This is a genomic window from Flavobacterium limi, assembly GCF_010645075.1.
Lineage (GTDB): Bacteria > Bacteroidota > Bacteroidia > Flavobacteriales > Flavobacteriaceae > Flavobacterium > Flavobacterium limi.
This window is the reverse complement of record NZ_JAADZV010000003.1, coordinates 475100-493173: the sequence shown is the minus strand read 5'-3', so window position 1 is coordinate 493173 and position 18074 is coordinate 475100. Positions and strand designations below refer to the sequence as shown.

Below are 18074 nucleotides of genomic sequence, written 5' to 3'. Positions count from 1 at the left end.
TAGATTTTAGCAGATTTAATGGAATTTTATTAAAATTGAATCGGTAAATATCTGCTTAAATCCTTTAAAATCTGCGTGAAATGAACTTTTTAGTAAATAAAAATAATTTGCTTAATCTGCTAAATCTGCGGGAAAAATTACTCTCTCGCAGATTTAGCAGATCAGGCAGATAAAATTATATCAAAATGAAAAAGAACATCATTATATTATCGTCTTTGCTTTTGTCAACAGCAATATTTGCTCAAAACAAAGGTTTGGTTGCCAATTCTGAAAGCCCTTATTCTAAATTACAAAGTGTAGGTTTACAGGATGTGAAATGGACAAACGGTTTTTGGAAAGAACAATTTGATGTGGAAACCAGAAATACATTACCCTATATGTGGGACTTGTATCATAATGATGAGGTTTCACATGCCCATAAAAATTTCGAAATTGCGGCAGGAATAAGCAAAGGAACTTTCAAAGGGCCTTCTTTTCACGATGGAGATTTTTATAAGATCTTTGAGGGAATGGCAGCAACTTATGCTGTAACCAAAGATAAAAAACTGGATGCTGAAATGGATAAAGCCATTGCTCTTTTCGCGAAAGCACAGCGAAAAGACGGCTACCTGCATACTCCGGTTTTAATTGATGAACGCTGGGGGACGCTTGGTCCGGAAGAAGTAAAAAAACAACTGGGTTTCGAGAAATACAATATGGGGCATTTGATGACCGCAGCCTGTATTCATTACCGTGCGACCGGAAAAACGAATTTCTTAAACATTGCAAAAGGTGTTGCCGATTTTTTATATGATTTCTATAAAAAAGCATCACCTGAATTAGCACGAAATGCAATCTGCCCTTCACATTATATGGGAATTGTCGAAATGTACCGTACCACTAAAAATCCGAAATATCTGGAACTGGCCAATAATCTAATCGATATCAGAGGAACTACCGATGACGGAACCGATGATAATCAGGACAGAATTCCGTTTAGACAGCAGACAACTGCAATGGGGCATGCTGTAAGAGCGAATTATCTGTACGCAGGTGTAGCTGATTTGTACGCTGAAACAGGAGAGAAAAAATTACTGGATAATCTGGAGTCGATCTGGGATGATGTAACTTATCGAAAAATGTATATCACAGGAGCCTGTGGTTCTTTATATGACGGAGTTTCACCAGATGGGACTTCGTACAATCCAACTGATGTACAAAAAATTCATCAGGCATACGGAAGACCTTTTCAACTTCCAAATGCTACAGCTCATACTGAAACCTGTGCTAATATTGGAAACGTATTATGGAACTGGAGAATGCTTCAGATTACAGGAGATGCCAAATATGCCGATATTGTAGAATTGGCATTATATAATAGTGTTCTTTCCGGAATTGATTTGGAAGGGAAAAAATTCTTTTATAACAATCCGCTGAATGTTTCTAAAGATTTACCTTTTAAACAAAGATGGAGCAAAGAACGTGAAGGCTATATCGCCTTGTCGAACTGCTGTGCACCAAACGTAACCAGAACTATTGCTGAGGTGAGCAACTACGCTTACAACTTTTCGAAAGAAGGTTTGTATGTGAATTTATACGGGAGCAATAACCTTAGTTCAACGACACTTTCCGGAGAGAAAATTGAAATCGAACAACAGACCAATTATCCGTGGGATGGAAAAGTTACCCTGAAAATCGTAAAAGCCCCTAAAGATGTTTATGCTTTCTTATTGAGAATTCCGGGCTGGAGTCAGGGAACTACAATTTCAGTGAATGGTAAGAATATCAATGAAGCTGTTGTTTCAGGGTCGTACCAAAAAGTAATACAAAAATGGAAAAAAGGAGATGTAATTGAATTGAATATCCCGATGCCAGTTGAATTGATGCAGGCAAATCCGTTGGTAGAAGAGGTAAAAAATCAGGTGGCTGTAAAAAGAGGCCCGATTGTTTATTGCTTAGAATCTGATCAGCTTCCAGCGAATACAAGCATCAACGAAGTGGTTTTGGATGTCAATTCTAAATTTACAACAGATTTTATCAAAATCCACGACAGACAATTATTAAGCATAACTGCCAGTTCATCAATTAATAATGATACTTCCTGGGACAAAAAGCTGTACAAGCCACTTTCGGTAAAAGATAGCAAAGAATATACAGTAAAATTAATTCCTTATTTTGCATGGGGAAATCATGGTAAAGGCGAAATGTCTGTTTGGTTATCACATTAAAAAATCAATGGAATGATTAATAAAAAAATAGTTCTGTTAATATTGTTTGCATTTGTCGGGATGCAGGCGCAGGAATATATTCCGCTTTGGGAGAAAAATAAAATGCCAAATTCCAAAGGATTATTTATAAAAGACAGTATCAGTAATGAGCGTGTAATGCAGGTGGGAATACCAGGCATTCACGCTTTTTTCACTTCTGCTCAGGAGAATAAAGGGGCAGCGGTTTTAATTATTCCCGGAGGAGGCTATCATCATTTGTCATATAATATTAGTGGTTTTCAATTGGCAAAATGGTTTAATACGATCGGGATCAATGCTTTTGTATTGACACATCGACTGCCGATATCAAAAGATGTCAAAGAAAGAGAAAAAGTACCTTTGCAGGATGCTGAAAGAGCAATGAGGGTCATTCGTAAAAATGCTGCCAGCTGGAAAATTGATACGAATAAAATTGGAGTGATGGGCTGTTCTGCAGGAGGACATTTGGCAGCTAGTCTTGGAACAATCAAAGATGATTTTGCAAAAATAGGAGATGAATATGATAGTTATTCTTTTAAACCTGATTATATGATTTTGATTTCACCTGTAATTGACATGGGAAAAGACGGTCATAAAGGAAGCAAAGAGAATCTGCTTGGTTCAGATCCATCTCCCGAATTGATTAAAAAATATTCTCTTCAGTTTCAGGTGAGTGATTATACACCGCCCACTTTCATGGCACATGCCTTTAACGATAAAGTGGTATCTCCAAAAAACAGTTTGTTGTTTTATGATGCGCTCCTGACAAACAAAATTCCTTCGAGTTTACATATTTTTAATCAGGGCGGTCATGCGATTGCACTTAGAAATAATCCCGGTTCAACCAATTTATGGACTGGTATTTGTGAGCAATGGCTGATGGAAATCAACATCCTGAAAAACTAATATCTCTAATTTAACTTCATGTCAAAACTTATGAAATATATTGCCGCCCTTTTTTTAGTATTACTATCTGTCATATCTTCAGCACAAACAACCGATAACCGATTTGAAATAACTGTTGCCCATGATGGCTCCGGAGATTTTAAAACGATTCAGGAAGCCATTAACAAGGTAAGAGACCATGCCGAAAAACGGGTTGTGATTTTAATAAAAGCAGGAACTTACAATGAAAAAGTTGTGATTCCGGCTTTCAAAAGAAATATTACTTTAAAAGGTTCTGATAGAGAAAAGACGATTATTTCATATAATGATTATTCAGGGAAACCTTTCAGAGGAATTGACGTTACGGGCGATACAAAATTTAGCACTTACACTTCTTACACTTTATTAGTTCAGGGAAATGACTGTTCAGTAGAAAATTTAACCATAGAAAATACGTCTGGAAAAGTAGGACAGGCAGTAGCCCTGCATACCGAAGGAGACAGGGTAGCGGTAAAAAACTGCTCAATTTTAGGAAATCAGGATACTTTGTATTTAGCAAAAGGCGGAACGAGAAATTATTTTGAAAACTGTTATATCAACGGTACAACAGATTTTATTTTTGGTGCGGCAACTGTATATTTTTATAATTGCACTATCGAAAGTTTAAGTAATTCCTATGTTACTGCAGCTTCAACAACTCAGGAAGATAAATACGGGCTTGTATTTGTAGATTGTAAACTTACTGCAAAAGACAATACAGTAGACAAGGTTTTTCTGGGACGTCCGTGGAGACCTTACGCAAAGACAGTATTTATCAATACAGAATTAGGTTCGCATATCGTTGCCGAAGGGTGGAATCCATGGAAAGGCGATAAAAATTTTCCTGATAAAGAAAAAACAGTTTTTTATGCTGAACTTGGGAGTAAAGGCGAAGGATCTAAAGATCTTTCAAAAAGGGCGGTGTGGTCACATCAATTAAAAAAGTCTGATCTTAAAAAATACAGCTTAGAGAAAATTCTTAATGGCTGGAATCCTAAATTATCTGCAAATACTTTATGAGTTTTTGAGGTTTGTAATGTAAAGTGTTAGGGTATTGTAAATCCTCATTATCAGGTTCTTGTATTAGAGTGGATTTAAAAATTACTTTAGGTATATATATTCAGACAAATTTCCTCTCTAAGATAACTGGTCTGCAACAGCTTCAATGATTATTAAGAGCTTAAAACAAATAAATCGGGTTACTTATTAATAAGAATTTACTACTCTAATTTTAATTTTTTATTTTTTTTTATTTTTTTTTATTTTTTATTAATACAGTCTTTTTGTAAGATTTTTAATCAAAAGAAATCGATTTCCTACAGTCTTTAAAAGAATGAAAATTGTATTGAATTGTTTTTATTTAGAGGGATTTTACCAAAACCCTTTGTTTTAAGGTGTTTTTTCTTACTTATTTTCTTTGTATCTTGTTATATTCAAAATTTACACCTTTTTTTTACTGTAAGTCTATTTTGTCTTACAGTTTTTTGATGATATAGTTTTTTTATTGGATTTTTTTTGATGATTATTTTGAAGCAGGATACTACAGGACAGTTGTAGTTTTCAATCATTATATTTTTGGAATCAGGTAATAAATGTATTTTTAACGTTTAAAAATTTCTACAGTAATAAATCGCCCATAAATTGTAGTATGTCTATAAAAGTTAAAATACATTTTTTTATAAACTAAAAACTAACCTAACTATTAATCTAACTAAATCAAAGATTTATGAAACAAACACTTATCAAAAGATGTAGTTTTATTCTGTTTGCATTGATGAGCATTGTCACTTATGCCCAAAATGGAAGCAGTCAAATTAAGATCACAGGTACTGTTACTGATCCCACAGGTTTGCTTGTGCCGGGAGTAAACGTAACTGAAAAATCTACTAAGAACTCTGTAAGTACAGATTTCAGTGGTAGGTATGAAATTAATGTAAAGCCTGGTGCAACATTAGTTTTTTCTTTTATTGGAATGAAAAAAATGGAAATTCCTTTAAATGGCCGTACTAACCTTGATGCTAAAATGCAGGAAGATTCTAATGTATTGGATGACATTGTAGTTGTAGCTTACGGTACACAGAAGAAAAATAATGTTACTGGCGCTATTGCTACAATTAAACCTGAAAGCGTTCAGGATTTACCTGTAACAAACTTATCAGAAGCATTGAGAGGTTTAGTGCCTGGATTAACTGTTAATGGTGGATCAACAAGACCAGGACAAGCAGCTTCTTTAGAGATTCGTCAAACTTTTAGTTTTTCTAAAGATGGTGGTTATACAACGCCGTTAATTGTGATAGATGACATGGTACAGGTTGATCCTGCTACAGGAATGCCAACTCTGGAAACATTTAACAGATTGGATCCTACAGAGATTGAAAGTATAACAGTGTTAAAAGATGCTTCAGCAGCTATTTATGGTTCCCGAGCTTCTCAGGGTGCTGTAGTAGTTAAAACTAAAAGAGGTAAAGTTGGGCAGACTAAGTTTTCATATCAACAACAATTTGCTGTTAATGATGCAGTTAGTCACGGTAAAGTGATGAATGCTTATGAATTTGGGGTGTTTAGTAATCGTTTTTTGAAAGCAAAAAATTCAGCTGGTGCTAATGGTGCAAATCTTTTTTCGGAAGCTGAATTAGATGAGATGAAAGGTTTGGATTATAACTGGCTGGATAAAGCCTGGAAGCCGGCTACTCAGGTAAAACATGCTTTTAATATAAGTGGAGGTACAGAAAAAGCAACCTATTTTGCCGGTGCTACTTATTTGGATCAGGGAGCAAACCTAGGGGATCAGGATTACAGTAAATGGACTTTTCGTACAGGGGTAACAGCTAAAATATCAAGCTCATTAGATTTTGCAGCGACTGTTGCAGCTAATACTGGAAGTGTTCAAAAATCATATACTAAATCAGTTACTTTTAATGATAGTAGTTTTGGTTCTTCTGCTGGTGGGGAGCAAGCTGATTATTCAATATTATTGCATATGCCGCAATATATTCCTTGGGAAACAACAGTTAATGATCAAAACTATTTTATGTCACCGTTTCCTCGTACCGATCGTAACCTGGGTAGTGCGAATGCTAATAATAATATTGCAGGATGGAATTACTTTGCAACCTTAGCGAACGGATCGAAATCTGTAAATGAAGACTTTTCATACAATGTAAACTTGTCTTTAAACTATAAAGTGCCTTTTGTAAAAGGTTTATCTGTTAAAGGATCTTACGCAAGAGTTCAGTACTCTAATAATTCAGAACAAGTCCAATTACCTTATACTTTGGCCAGAATTAAAAATTATAATTCAGTGGATAACCACCTTGCAAGTGGAGCTTCTGATTCAGATTATACTATTGAGACAAATATTAGAAATGCCAGAGTTCTTTATGATAATACCTTGAGCAGTAGTGTGCAGTCAAACTTCTTTGTGAATTATGACAGAACTTTTGATAATCATGAAATAGGGGCAATGTTTTCTGTGGAGCGTTCAGAGAATGATTCTAAAAGAACTCGTTTGTATTATGAAAATACCCCTTCTTATTATGCAGGGACACATCATACTGCGGGAACTTTGATTCCGGCGCATTCTTTATCTGAAAGAGGAGAAAGCGGTACATTGTCTTATTTAGGACGTGTCAATTATGCGTTTAAATCTAAATATTTAGTGACATTACTTTTTAGAAGTGATGCATCGACAAAATTTGCGCCAGAAAATTATTGGGGATTTTTCCCTTCTGCCCAATTAGGATGGATTGCATCAAAAGAAGATTGGTTTGCAGAAGCACTTCCGGGTGTTAATTTCTTTAAAATTCGTTATTCTATTGGTAAAACAGGAAAAGATAATATAACTCCTTGGAGATGGCAAAAATTGTATGATATTAATACAGATAAAGGCTGGCAGTTTGGTTCTAATGGAGGTAGTTTAGCTAATAGTATTACACCTAGAGTTGAACCGAATCGTAATGTAGGTTGGGACACTACTATTAAACACAATTTAGGGTTTGATGTGAATGTCTTAAATAATAGATTACAAATGGTATATGATTTCTATTTTGACAGAACTACAGATATGCTAACGCAAACATCAGGAGCAGTTGGAATTCCTATTACTATAGGCGGTGGTTTTGCTGAACAGAATTATGCTGCTGTTGATGCATGGGGTGCAGAAGTTGGTTTGAACTGGAATGATAAAATCAAAAAGAATTTAGAATATAGTGTGGGTGTGAATTTTGGTTTTTCTAATAATGAAGTTAAGAGATATCCTGAACAGGCATTATTGCATCCTTCTGCTAACCAGACTATGGAAGGAAGATCACTATTTTTCCCTTCATGGGGTTTTAAAACATGGAAACAAACTTCAACAGGTGATGGTATTTTAAGAACAGACCAGGATATACAGAACTATTGGAATTATTTAACAGAACGTGCTACTGCAGCAGGAACGACACCAAATTTCATGGGAGTTTCAACTATGGCAGGTTTGGCAAAAGGGCAGTTAGCATATCAGGATATCGGAGGTCAGTTTAATTCAACTGATGGTACTCAGGCTGGACCAGACGGAAGAATTGAGGAGAGTAATGACTATGCTAAATTAGTTAACTCAAGCAGAACTTATGGGTTTACAACTAATTTAGGAGTTAAATATAAAGGTTTTTATGCTCGTACTCAGATAGCAACTTCCTGGGGAGGTATTCGTATGATGGATCGTGTTAAACAATTAACTGCTTCAACTCACAATATGTGGGCTCATGAAACTTTCTGGAATGATATGTATGCAGAGGACAATGTTGATGGTAAATATCCAAACATGGCGTATTTTGATAAACCGGAAAATGGTATAGGAGGAGGAGTTGGTTCTCCGTCAGATTTTTGGATGTTGGATACTTTCCGTTGTACTGTCAGAAATCTAACGATAGGTTATGGCTTGCCTCAGGACGTGTTGAAAGGTTTGAATATCTCAAGTCTTACTATTGGAGTGACAGGACAGAATTTATGGGATTTGTATAATCCTTATCCTAATCATTATCGTAATATGTATGATGATTCACTTACTGGTTACCCAACTTTAAGAACCTGGGCGGTTAACTTTAATATTGCATTCTAATTTTAATTAGTGTTAATTATGAAAAATAAAATAAACTTAATTATTGCATTGGCAACATTAGTAGTTGTGAGTGTTTCATGTAGTGATAATTTCTTAGAAGAAAAAAAACAATACGGGAATGATGAAGATTCTTTTTACGAAAGTGCTGATAAAGTTGAATGGTATGTAAATAACATGTATTATGATTATTTTCAGGCATATAATTCACCTTTAAAATCTGTAGTAGGATTGTATAATGATACCCGTACAAGATTAACTGAAGAAGTTGGTGGGATGCAAAATTTGATTAATCCTACATTGACTTATGTAAATGCATCTGATGGAGATGCATATTATGGTACAAGAATTGAGGATAAAATGATCAATAATCCTTATTCCAGAATACGTGAGTGTAATGCTTTCTTAGAAAAAATTGATGTTATTGGAGCAAATTTAGATGAGGCTTTTAGAAAAAAATTTAAAGGACAGGTTTATTATTTGCGTGCGATTCAGTATTTTGATTTGATGAGAGTATATGGAGGAGTGCCTATAGTTACAAATACACAGGATTCTGATATTGATGATGTAACTATTAAACTCCCACGTGCTAAGGTATCTGAAGTTGTTGCTCAAATACTTGCTGATTTAGACATGGCATCTACTTTGTTACCAGATAAATGGGATGCAGGAAATTATGGTCGATTTACCAGAGGAGCCGCTTTAGCTCAAAAGTCAAGAGTTTTATTGACATATGCGAGCCCTCTGTTTAATAAAAACTGGGATGGCTCTACAGAACGTTGGGACGCAGCTTTAGCAGCAGGATTGGCCGCTGAAACTCAATTAACTGCTGATGGTTTTGGTTTATTTGGTAATACGGCAAAACAATGGCAGGAAATGTTTTTAGTTGATAATTCATTTTGTAAAGAAGCTATTGTGGTTCAGCTATTATCTAGTGCAAATACTGGGGCTGCTGTAAATAGTGGATGGGAAGGAAGTCTGCGTTTCATTAGTCAGGGTGGTAAAGGAGGTATGGAAGCACCAAAAGAAATGATTGATTTGTTTCCAATGGCAAATGGCTCAAGACCTACGGCTGCTAATAATTATAATGATTTTTTATTCTTTAAAAATCGTGACCCTCGTTTTTACAGAACTTTTGCTTTTTCCGGAAGTTACTGGCCTTATACAACTCCGAGTTCGACAACTACTGTTCAACCAACAGTGTGGGCTTACCGCTGGGTAGATAATAGTAATAAAGCTTATTTTAGCGATGCTAATAATAATGAAAAAAGCCCTGCTTTTGTTCGAAAAATGTCAAATCCTACTGCTAATAATGCTTCTTCTTTTCAATATTCGGGAACTGATATTTTTGAATACCGTTATGCGGAGTTATTGTTGAATATTGCAGAGTGTTATGCCGCAAAAGGGGATATACCAAATACGCTGGCTTATTTAACACAAATTAGAAAACGTGTTGGGATACCATCTGCTAATAACTACGGTATAGGAACTTTAACAGATAAATATGCCGCAATTGAGGCGTGTCTATACGAACGCCGTGTAGAGTTAGCATATGAAGGAAAACGTTATTGGGACGTTCAGCGTTGGATGTTATACAGCGATGATAGTTCAATAAATCAGGATAATACAAATGTAAAACTTGGTATTCCGACTATAAACGGAACACAACGTACAGGAAATTTTTTACAATATAAAACTAAAACCGCTTCTAGTGCTGATCCTTTATTAAGTGCACGTGCCGGAATCTCTGTAAATCCTGATGCATCAGATTTTCAGACTCAAATAGCTGCTTTAGAGGCATTTTATACAAATAATTTAGTTTTTGAAAAGTTGCCAGATGCGGAGGCATTGGATGTTGTTAGTGCAAAACCAGCTAAAATCGATTTTAAACCAAATTATTATATAATGGGGCTTAAGCAAGATGTTTTAGCTTTAAACCCATGGTTAATACAAACCCTTGGTTGGAATGGTGCTTCAGCTTCAGGTGGAACTTTCATCTACCAAGAATAATTTTTAAACTAAAGATGCCTGGATTTTTTTCAGGCATTTTTCTTAATATCATAATAAAACGTTAACATTAAATTAGACTTTTCACCTGTATTCCCTCAAAAAGATACAGGTGATTTGTTTAAACCGAATTACCAAATTAAAATTAACATGAAAAATTCAGCATTATTTGTATTACCACTTTTGCTTTTGGGAAGCATTAAATGTTTTGCCCAATATCCAAAAATAAGCCCTGAGATTAAGGCGCAACAAGACGCAATTATCAAGGAAGCCAACAGACTTTCAGATGAGGCCTGGGAAAAAGCATTAGTTGTAATTGAAGAAGAAGCGAAACACGGAAAGCCTTTTATTCCATGGGCATCAAGGCCAACAGATTTACCACAGGCGTCTATACCTGCTTTTCCAGGAGCTGAAGGAGGAGGTATGTACACTTTTGGAGGACGTGGCGGAAATGTGTATGTTGTAACAAGCTTAGAAGACCGCGGACCTGGAACTTTACGCGATGCCTGCGAACAGGGTGGTGCCAGAATCATTGTATTTAATGTGTCAGGAATTATTAAACTTAAAAGTCCGTTAATCATTCGTGCACCTTATATCACCATTGCGGGGCAAACAGCTCCCGGAGATGGTATCTGTGTAGCGGGTGAATCAGTTTGGATTGATACGCATGATGTTGTAATCAGACACATGCGTTTCCGTAGAGGAGAAACTTTTGTAGGCCGTCGTGATGATTCAATTGGAGGAAATCCTGTTGGAAACATTATCATCGACCACGTTTCTGCAACCTGGGGATTAGATGAAAACATGTCAATGTACAGACATATGTACAGCCCTGGTGCTGGCTATCCGGATATAAAAGTGGGTACAGTAAACATTACCATCCAAAACAGTTTGTTCGGAGAGGCTTTGGATACTTATAACCACGCTTTCGGAAGTACTTTAGGCGGTGAAAACTGCTCTTTCATGAGAAACATGTGGGCAAACAATGCAGGAAGAAACCCATCTATTGGTTGGAACGGAATTTTTAATTTTGTAAATAACGTTGTTTTCAACTGGTATAACAGATCAACAGATGGTGGTGATTATACAGCGAACTACAATATCATCAATAACTTTTACAAGCCGGGACCTGTTACCAATTTAGCAGAGCCAATCAGCTACAGAATCTTAAAACCGGAATCAGGAAGAAGCAAATTGCCTTATATGGTTTTTGGAAGGGCTTACGTAAACGGAAATATCGTTAACAATAACGAAAAAGTAACCAAAGACAACTGGGACGGTGGTATTCAGATCGAAAACAAAAAAGGCGAATTAATGGGCTATGATGAAGCTAAAACGTATTTCGATAAAATGAAAAGCGACAAACCATTCCCAATGCCATGGTTCCGTCCTTTCATGAAAGCAGATGAAGCTTATGAATTCGTTCTTAAAAATGTAGGTGCAACTTTACCGATCAGGGATAAAGTTGACGAAAGAATCGTAAGAACAGTGAAAACCGGAGTTCCGGAATACGCAAAAGGACTGGAGAAAAAAGATTTCTACCAATTTGAACACAGACGTTTGCCGAAGGATTCTTATAAGCAAGGAATCATAACTGATATTTCACAAGTTGGCGGATATCCGGAATATAAAGGAAAACCTTATGTAGATACAGACAAAGACGGTATGCCTGATGCATGGGAGAAAAAATATGGTTTAGATCCAAAAGATCCATCTGATGCCAAAAAAGATTTAAACGGTGATGGATATTCTAATATCGAAGACTACATCAACGGTGTAAACCCGGCTATCAAAGTAGACTGGACAGATTTAGCGAATAATAAAGAAACTTTGGTAAGACCTTTGTTAGACTTAAAATAAAAAAAGAATTTGCCTGATCTGCATAATCTGCGAGAGTAATTTCAAACAGATTGTGCAGATTTGACAGATTTAATTAAATCAATAATTATTCTGTTTTCAGTACATAACAGAATAATTTAAAAATCTTTTAAAATGATATCAATTAAGAAATTAGGAGTATTGTTTTTGCTTTTTGCTTGTAAGCTAAGTGCGCAACAATATGCAGACCCGGAATATGTGAAGGTTACCAATGAAAGAGCAGCTAAAATTGTAGAGAAATTAGCTTTGAATGACAAACAAAAAAAAACGACTGTAACCAATATCATTGCACAGCAGTTTCGTGATTTAAGCAAAATCCATGACGAAAGAGATGCTGAAATCAAAAAAGTAAAAGACGACAGTACTTTAGCCAAAGAAAAGCAAAACGGGAAAATTGACAAACTGAAAGCTAATGCTGACAAGTCAATTGCTAAACTGCACAAAGCCTATATTAAAAAATTAGGTACTCAATTAAACGAAGCCAAAATCACCGAAGTAAAAGACGGAATGACGTATGGCGTTCTTCCAATTACGGTAACGGCTTATAATGATATGATACCTACTTTGACAGAAGTTCAGAAAAAGTATATTTATGACGCTTTAGTTGAAGCAAGAGAACACGCAATGGATGGTGGTTCATCCAAAGAAAAGCATGCCTGGTTTGGTAAATACAAAGGGAGAATCAATAATTATTTGTCTAAAGAAGGTTATGATTTAACTAAAGAAAGAGAAGGCTGGAACAAGCGTATTGCTGAAAAAGAAAAGAATAAAAAGAAGGAATAGCACCTCTTTTGTTGATAAGTGTAATTTTAACATTTTTAAGTTAAACCTTTTGTTGATTACACTGTCAAACTATTCTAACTAATAATTTCATATAATACTCATGAAAAACAATTTTCAAAAGACCACCCTTAGAAGGACAATTATTGCAGCCTCCTTTTGTTCTCTTTTCTCATCAGCTTATGCACAGTATCCGGATATTCCAAAACCGGTTCAGGAAAAAACTGATGCCGTGATGAAAGCAGAAAGTGAGCGTTTGGATCAGATTTGGAAAGCCAATGAACATATCATCAAAGCCGAAGAATTACTAGGAAGACCTTATGTGCCGTGGGCGGCATTGCCTACCGATTTAGTTCATGCTGATATCCCGGCTTTCCCAGGTGCAATGGGAGGCGGAGCCCAGACACCAGGAGGACGTGGCGGAAAAATATTTGTCGTTACAAGTCTGGAAGACACCGGAAAAGGGACCTTTCGTGAAGCACTAGAAGCCGTTGGAGCTCGTACCGTAGTGTTTAATGTTTCCGGAATCATTCGTCTTAAAAAACCAATTACCGTTCGTGCGCCTTATATTACAATCGCGGGACAAACCGCACCGGGCGACGGAATTTGCGTTGCGGGAGAATCTGTTTTATTAGATACTCACGATATTATCATCCGCTACATGCGTTTTCGTCGTGGAGAAACCGAAGTGACCCGTCGTGACGATGCTTTGGGAGGAAACGTAATCGGAAACGTAATTATTGATCATTGCTCGATGAGCTGGGGATTAGATGAAAATATTTCGTTATACCGCCACCAGTTTCAGGCGAATGAAAAATCAAAATTAGAAAAACTGCCGGCTGTTAATGTGACCATTCAGAATACCATTTCATCAGAAGGCCTGGATACTTACAACCATGCTTTCGGAAGTACTATCGGTGGTTTAAACAGTATGTTTATCCGTAATTTATGGGCCGATAATATTTCGAGAAATGCCTCAGTTGGAATGTATGGAAGTTTTAACTTTGTGAATAATGTGGTTTTTAACTGGTGGAACCGTACTCTTGATGGTGGTGATTATCGTTCGCAATACAACATTATCAATAATTATTTCAAACCGGGACCAATCACGCCGACAGATCAGCCGATTCGTTACCGAATTATCAAACCTGAATCAGGTTATATTAGTCCAAAAAGATTCGGAAAAGCATTTGTTGATGGGAACTTTATTGTGGGTTCACCTGAAGTGACAGCCGATAACTGGAACGGAGGAGTGCAATTAGAAGATTTGTCGCCTGAAGTAACCAAAGACTTTTTGGCACAAATAAAACAAAATAAACCTTTTGCAACGCCGCCAATTTCTATTATGAAAGCGGATAAAGCGTATGAGTTTGTATTGGAAAATGCAGGAGCAACTTTGCCAAAACGTGATGCAGTCGATGAAAGAATTGTTAAACAGGTTCGTACCGGAAAAATTGAGGTAAAAGACGGTCTGGAAAATACAATTGGTAAAGAATACATCAAAAGAAGGCTACCTGCAGATTCATATAAAAAAGGAATTATCACGCATCCTGACCAGGTTGGCGGTTATCCTGAATACAAAGGAAAAGCTTATAAGGATTCTGATAATGACGGAATTCCGGATGCCTGGGAGAAGAAATTTGGTTTGAATCCTAACGATGCATCTGATGCAAGCAAAGATTCAAATGGTGATGGTTACACCAATATTGAAAAGTATTTTAACGGTATAGATCCAAAAGGAAAAACAGATTGGACAAAAGAAGAAAATAACAAGGATACATTATCAAAAATATTATTACAGTAGTTTTTTAAGTTAGTTGAAAAGGCCTGACAGAACTAAAAAAGCTGTCAGGTCTAATTAAAATGAATAACCTATAAATAAAATTTAAAGTGAATTTTATCCAGTTAAAAAATATCATAACAAAACAGGATTTACTCGTTTTATCCTGTTTTGTTATTTTCTTTAGTGCTAATATCAGCACAGCTCAAAACATATTTCCCGATATTACAAAATCCAAAGAAGGAAAACTCGAATGTACCGCTGATGCAAAAGGAAACCAGATTCCTGATTTTTCATTTGCAGGATATAAAGGTTCTTCGACGGCTATACCGAATGTTGCCATCAAAGCTTTTGTTCCGCATATTGACGGCGATGCGACACAAACAATTCAGTCTGCTATTGATTATGTAGCCAAATTGAAAGCCGATGCAACTGGTTTTAAAGGAACTGTACTTTTAGATAAGGGAATCTTCAAGGTTTCTGGAGAAATCAATATTAAGGAAAGCGGAATTTTGCTAAGAGGAAGCGGTTCTGATACTAACGGAACAATTCTTTTAGGAACTTCCATCAACCGAAAAGCCATCATCAATATTAGCGGAATCAACAATCAAATTTTAAAAGATAGATTTGAACTAGCCGATAATTTTACACCATTAGGAGCAACAGTTTTAAATGTAAAAAATGCATCAAATCTTAAAAAAGGAAATCATATCATAATAAACACGCCGATCTCTAAAAAATGGATTGATCTTTTGTCAATGAATGATTTTGGAGGAGAAAGCGGATGGATTGGATGGAAAGCGGATGATTTCGTTATTCGTGCTGACAGGGAGGTTATAGCAGTTCAGGGAAATAAAATCACGATTGATGCGCCTTTAACGAATGCTTTAGATGAAGAATTATCAAAATCAACTGTAGCAAATTATATCTGGTCAGGCAGAATCAATAATTCAGGTGTCGAAAATCTGACGCTAAAATCAGATTATGATACAACAAATCCAAAAGACGAACAGCACAGATGGTACGGAATTTCTATAGCAAATGCGGAGGATATCTGGGTAAAACAAGTCAATTTTGAACAGTTTGCAGGAGGTGCGGTTTCTATTTTGAAAACAGCTAAAAGAATTACTGTTGAAGATTGTTTAGCTTTAAACCCAATTTCAGAAATTGCAGCACACAGAAGAAATACGTTTTATACCGAAGGACAGCAAACCTTGTTTCAAAGATGTTATTCGGAATTTGGATATAATGATTTTGTGGTTGGAGGTTATGCTACTGCAGGACCGAATGTTTTCTTGCAATGTGAATCGCATCAGCCACACAGTTTCAGCGGATCTGTTGGAAGCTGGGCAACCGGAATCCTTTTTGACGTTTCACTAATTGACGGAAATGCCATCAGTTTCAAAAACAAGGAACAGGATGCAAGAGGTTTAGGATGGAATGTTGCTAATAGTGTAATCTGGGAAACTTCTGCATCCAAAATAGAAAATTACAGTCCGCCAACAGCCAACAACTGGGCATTTGGAGTCTGGGCACAATGGGCAGGAAACGGACACTGGAAAGACGTGAACAATCACATCAGTCCGAGAAGTTTGTTTTATGCTTTGCTAGAACAGCGTTTGGGTAAATCACCAATGGATGCTCAAATAATGGATTTGGGAACCGAACCTTCTTCAAGCCCGACATTGGAACAAGCCAAAGCTTTAACAGCCGAAGCTTATAAATTAAACGAAACTTTAAAAGGATTTATCACTAAAGCATCAGCCAGAAATCCAATTTCGACTGATTACGCTAAAGCAAAACGTATTAGCGAAGCAAAATCGGAAGTCGTTTCGAATATTGCTACCGATAAAATCATTCTTACCAATGGAATATTAGCGACTTCAAAAGGTGCACTTACAGGAGAAACAGTTGATGTACCATGGTGGAGAGGCAGTCTGCGTGAATCAGAAATTGCAAAGTCAAGACCACATATTACAAGATTTGTTCCGGGACATTATGGTGTTGGTTACACGGATAATTTAGAAGAAACAGTTAACTATTTAGTCGAAAATAATAAAGTAGCCATTGATCACAATTATGGATTGTGGTACGAACAGCGAATGGCCGATCACGAACGCATCCGGAGAATGGATCCTGATGTGTGGGCGCCGTTTTACGAACAGCCTTTCGACAGAAGCGGTCAGGGAATTGCCTGGGATCATTTGAGCAAATACGATTTAACGAGATACAATGCCTGGTATTGGAACCGATTGAAAAACTTCGCCGAATTAGGAGCTCAAAAAAATAAGATTTTAATCAACGAAGCCTATTTTCAGCATAATATTTTAGAAGCAGGTGCGCACTGGTCCAGTTCACCGTGGCGTCCGGCGAATAATGTCAATACAACAGGATTGCCTGAACCTCCGCCTTATGCCGGAGACAAAAGGATTTTCTTAGCAGAGCAATTTTATGATGTGAAAAATGCAGACATCCGTAAATTGCACGAAGCCTTTATCTGGAAAAATTTAGAAAATTTCAAAGATAATGCCAACGTTCTGCAAATGACAAGTGCCGAATATACGGGTCCTTTGAGCTTCATGCAATTCTGGATTGATGTGATAGCCAATTATGAAAAGTCAAATTCGAACGAATCAAAAATTGCTTTAAGCGCAACCAAAGATGTTCAGGATGCTATTTTGAATGACGCTTCAAGAGCTAAAACGGTAGATGTTATCGATATCAAATACTGGTATTACAGAGAAGATGGAACGGCATATGCTCCGGAAGGCGGCGTGAATTTAGCACCGCGCCAGCATGCACGTAAAATGAAAACAGGTAAAGAAACCGATGATCAGGTGTACAGAGCCGTTCGTGAATACCGTGAAAAATATCCAGAAAAAGCAGTGTTGTATTCCACAATGGGGGCACCAAGATTTGGCTGGGCTGTTTTAATGGCGGGAGGCTCTTTACCAAATGTTCCAAAAATTGAACTTTATTCCTTCCATTCCGCTTTAACTGGTATGAAATTTGTAACAGGAAGTACTTTTTCAGATAACCTTTGGACATTGGAAAATAAAGGCAACGCTTATCTTTTTTATCTGAAAAACAATCAGGATGTTTCAATCGATTTATCCAATCAAAAAGGAACATTTGAAGTATATGTAATCAATGCTTCCAATGGAAATATCACAAAAAAAGCAAATATCAGCGGAGGGAAACAAGTTGTAATTCCGCAACCTGAAATCAAGGAAAAAGTGCTATTCGTAGTGAAGAAAAGTTAGCTACAGATTTATATTTAAGAATTAAGAATTAAGAATTAAGAATTAAGAATTAAGAATTAAGAATTAAAACTGTCTTATCTGTCCAATCTGCGAGAGAATAATAAATACACAATTCAAAATAA

9 protein-coding genes are annotated in these 18074 nt (G+C 36.4%); all 9 read left to right on the top strand.

Going from position 1 to position 18074, the window contains the following annotated elements; genetic code table 11:
* Positions 1-185: 185 nt before the first annotated feature.
* The 9 genes from GXM16_RS09280 to GXM16_RS09240 all read left to right on the top strand — a co-directional run bounded on the left by GXM16_RS09280 (position 186) and on the right by GXM16_RS09240 (position 17952).
* Positions 186-2207, top strand: coding sequence for an aceric acid hydrolase (locus GXM16_RS09280; protein ID WP_208797380.1), 2022 nt, complete (start codon positions 186-188; stop codon positions 2205-2207).
* A gap of 12 nt (positions 2208-2219) precedes the next feature.
* Positions 2220-3131 (top strand): alpha/beta hydrolase, encoded by a 912-nt coding sequence (locus tag GXM16_RS09275; RefSeq protein ID WP_163394085.1) that lies wholly within the window; start codon positions 2220-2222, stop codon positions 3129-3131.
* Positions 3132-3161: 30 nt separating this feature from the next.
* On the top strand, positions 3162-4169 hold the full coding sequence (locus GXM16_RS09270; protein WP_163394084.1) for a pectinesterase family protein: 1008 nt from the start codon (positions 3162-3164) through the stop codon (positions 4167-4169).
* A 706-nt stretch (positions 4170-4875) separates the two neighbouring features.
* Positions 4876-8247, top strand: coding sequence for a SusC/RagA family TonB-linked outer membrane protein (locus GXM16_RS09265; RefSeq protein ID WP_163394083.1), 3372 nt, complete (start codon positions 4876-4878; stop codon positions 8245-8247).
* A gap of 18 nt (positions 8248-8265) precedes the next feature.
* The gene (locus tag GXM16_RS09260) at positions 8266-10254 is read left to right on the top strand and encodes a RagB/SusD family nutrient uptake outer membrane protein (protein ID WP_163394082.1); all 1989 of its coding nucleotides are present in this window, start codon (positions 8266-8268) and stop codon (positions 10252-10254) included.
* Positions 10255-10401: 147 nt separating this feature from the next.
* Complete coding sequence (locus GXM16_RS09255) at positions 10402-12111, top strand: pectate lyase family protein (RefSeq protein WP_163394081.1); 1710 nt, start codon at positions 10402-10404, stop codon at positions 12109-12111.
* Positions 12112-12243: 132 nt separating this feature from the next.
* Positions 12244-12912: a DUF3826 domain-containing protein gene (locus GXM16_RS09250; RefSeq protein ID WP_229684266.1), complete on the top strand. Its 669-nt coding sequence runs from the start codon at positions 12244-12246 to the stop codon at positions 12910-12912.
* A 100-nt stretch (positions 12913-13012) separates the two neighbouring features.
* A complete protein-coding gene (locus GXM16_RS09245) occupies positions 13013-14713 on the top strand; it encodes a polysaccharide lyase (RefSeq protein WP_163394080.1) in 1701 nt (566 codons plus the stop codon).
* 86 nt (positions 14714-14799) lie between these two features.
* Positions 14800-17952 carry a DUF6298 domain-containing protein gene (locus tag GXM16_RS09240; RefSeq protein ID WP_163394079.1) on the top strand — a complete coding sequence of 1051 codons (3153 nt, stop codon included), beginning with the start codon at positions 14800-14802 and terminating at the stop codon, positions 17950-17952.
* Positions 17953-18074 lie beyond the last annotated feature (122 nt).

Excerpts from the sequence above, each read along its gene's own strand:
- GXM16_RS09245 (WP_163394080.1), top strand. The coding sequence starts at position 13,013 with ATGAAAAACAATTTTCAAAAGACCACCCTTAGAAGGACAATTATTGCA.
- GXM16_RS09250 (WP_229684266.1), top strand. The coding sequence starts at position 12,244 with ATGATATCAATTAAGAAATTAGGAGTATTGTTTTTGCTTTTTGCTTGT.
- GXM16_RS09265 (WP_163394083.1), top strand. The coding sequence starts at position 4,876 with ATGAAACAAACACTTATCAAAAGATGTAGTTTTATTCTGTTTGCATTG.
- GXM16_RS09270 (WP_163394084.1), top strand. The coding sequence starts at position 3,162 with ATGAAATATATTGCCGCCCTTTTTTTAGTATTACTATCTGTCATATCT.
- GXM16_RS09280 (WP_208797380.1), top strand. The coding sequence starts at position 186 with ATGAAAAAGAACATCATTATATTATCGTCTTTGCTTTTGTCAACAGCA.
- GXM16_RS09260 (WP_163394082.1), top strand. The coding sequence starts at position 8,266 with ATGAAAAATAAAATAAACTTAATTATTGCATTGGCAACATTAGTAGTT.
- GXM16_RS09255 (WP_163394081.1), top strand. The coding sequence starts at position 10,402 with ATGAAAAATTCAGCATTATTTGTATTACCACTTTTGCTTTTGGGAAGC.
- GXM16_RS09275 (WP_163394085.1), top strand. The coding sequence starts at position 2,220 with ATGATTAATAAAAAAATAGTTCTGTTAATATTGTTTGCATTTGTCGGG.